This is a genomic window from Atribacter sp. (assembly GCF_035418125.1).
GTDB classification, from domain to species: Bacteria; Atribacterota; Atribacteria; order Atribacterales; family Atribacteraceae; genus Atribacter; species Atribacter allofermentans.
The window spans coordinates 1-1,866 of the sequence record NZ_DAOLQM010000338.1; the positions used below are offsets into that span (position 1 = coordinate 1).

The 1,866-nt window shown below is 37.8% G+C and carries 4 protein-coding genes; all 4 read left to right on the forward strand.

Annotated features, from left to right (window positions below):
• On the forward strand, positions 1–278 hold a 278-nt coding region (locus PLK24_RS11170), incomplete at its 5' end, for a EutN/CcmL family microcompartment protein (RefSeq protein ID WP_324479160.1).
• On the forward strand, positions 278–841 hold the full coding sequence (gene rpiB, locus PLK24_RS11175; protein ID WP_324479162.1) for a ribose 5-phosphate isomerase B: 564 nt from the start codon (positions 278–280) through the stop codon (positions 839–841). The genes PLK24_RS11170 and rpiB, both read left to right, overlap by 1 nt.
• A 174-nt stretch (positions 842–1,015) precedes the next feature.
• On the forward strand, positions 1,016–1,660 hold the full coding sequence (deoC, locus tag PLK24_RS11180) for a deoxyribose-phosphate aldolase (protein WP_349770686.1): 645 nt from the start codon (positions 1,016–1,018) through the stop codon (positions 1,658–1,660).
• Positions 1,661–1,677: 17 nt separating this feature from the next.
• A partial coding sequence (locus tag PLK24_RS11185) for a PduL/EutD family phosphate acyltransferase (protein ID WP_324479166.1) occupies positions 1,678–1,866 on the forward strand: 189 nt, incomplete at its 3' end.

A 1,866-nucleotide genomic window follows, 5' to 3' on the forward strand; every position in this document is an offset into this window, starting at 1 on the left:
TAGCGAAAGTAATTGGACAAGTCGTTTCAACAATGAAATTAGATATCTTTAAAGGTTTTAAATTATTGTTAGTTAAACCGATTGATATTAAGGAGAAACCAAAAGGGAAAAGTTTTTTAGTGCTTGATACGGTTCAAGCTGGAGTGGGAGATATAGTATTGGTAATGGATGAGGGGAATTCAGCGCGGACAGTTCTTGAAAATACCACTGCTCCAATTCGTTCAATTATCGTGGGTATAGTTGATGAAATACAAACCACCCAAAGAGGAGAGAAATAATGAAAAAAGATTCGGAAAACTCTATTCGTATCTTGAACAACATAGTTAATGGTTTATATTCTTCAACCGTTACCAATCAACCAGATGCTCTCCCTCTAAATACCAAGGAAAAAGTTTTACGAGTTGCAGTTGGGTCCGATCATGGAGGATTTGAAGCCAAAGAAAAACTGAAAGTTTTTTTAAAAGAGTTGGGTTATCGAGTGACCGATGTTGGGACTTACAATACTGAAAGTGTTGACTATCCTGATTTTGCTCTCAAAGTAGCTTTAAAAGTGAAAAGTGGTGATTGTGAAAGAGGGATTATGATTGATGGAGCTGGAATTGGTTCATCCATGGTTTGTAACAAGGTAAGGGGGATTCGAGCGGCACTATGTTACGACTTAAAAACTATCGTTAATAGCCGTGAGCACAATGATGCAAATCTACTTACGTTAGGTGGCCCACTCCATCCTATTGAACAAATTTATGAAATGGTAAAAGTTTGGTTGGAAACCAGATTTGCTGGTGGAAGGCATTGGAAACGGATTAACAAAATGATGGAAGTTGAAAAAAAGTATTTATAAATTAATAAAACTCAATTTAAGGAGTTCGTTATGAACCAGGAAGAGCTGATCACGAAAATAACTCAAGAAGTCATTAAAAGGTTCAATGAGATAACTCATACGAAAGAAACAACTGGTGTTAAAGGCAAGGGAACCATCTCTGAATGCGAGAGTGGAATAATAATCAATTCTCCGATGGATCTGGCTCCTTTTATTGATCATACTCTTTTAAAGCCAGATGCCAAACAAAGCCAGATTGATCAACTTTGTCAGGAGGCTATCCAGTATCATTTTTGTTCGGTTTGTATTCAACCTTTTTGGGTGAGTTACTGTGCAAAAAAACTCCGCGGAACTGGTGTTAAAGTGTGTACTGTTGTGGGATTTCCATTAGGGGCGAATGACCCAAAAAGTAAAGCCTATGAAACGAGGCAGGCCATTGAAGATGGAGCCCATGAAATTGATATGGTGATTAATATCGGTGCCATGAAATCAGGAAATATAAAAATGGTGGAAGATGACCTCCGGTCAATCAAGAGGGCTTGTCGTCAAACAACAATTTCCAAAGCTATTATTGAAACCTTTCTTTTAACTGATGATGAAAAAGTTATTGCCTGTCAATTAGCCAAAAAAATTGGATATAATTTTGTTAAAACCTCTACTGGTTTTGCAGGTGGAGGTGCAACAGTTCACGATGTAGCTCTCATGAGAAGAACAGTAGGACCCAAAATGGGAATCAAAGCAGCTGGTGGAATTCATAATTTTGAAGAAGCCAAAGCCATGATTGCAGCTGGAGCAACTCGACTGGGAACAAGTTCTGGTGTGAAAATTGTTAATGGTTAAAGGATTTTGAAAATTCTATGGATGAAAAAAATCGAGAAAAAAACCAAATATTAACAGAAATTATAACCGAAACGGTTTATAAGTATTTGGCGGACGCTGGGTTGACTTTGGATCAAGACTTTAACATCCCGGTCGAGGTCTCCAATCGTCATGTGCACCTAACTCGAGAAGCCTTAGATGCTTTATTTGGCCAGAATTATCAGCTA

Bases quoted from the DNA above. Each gene is read 5' to 3' on its own strand.
- deoC (WP_349770686.1), top strand. From the start codon at position 1,016: ATGGATCTGGCTCCTTTTATTGATCATACTCTTTTAAAGCCAGATGCC.
- rpiB (WP_324479162.1), top strand. From the start codon at position 278: ATGAAAAAAGATTCGGAAAACTCTATTCGTATCTTGAACAACATAGTT.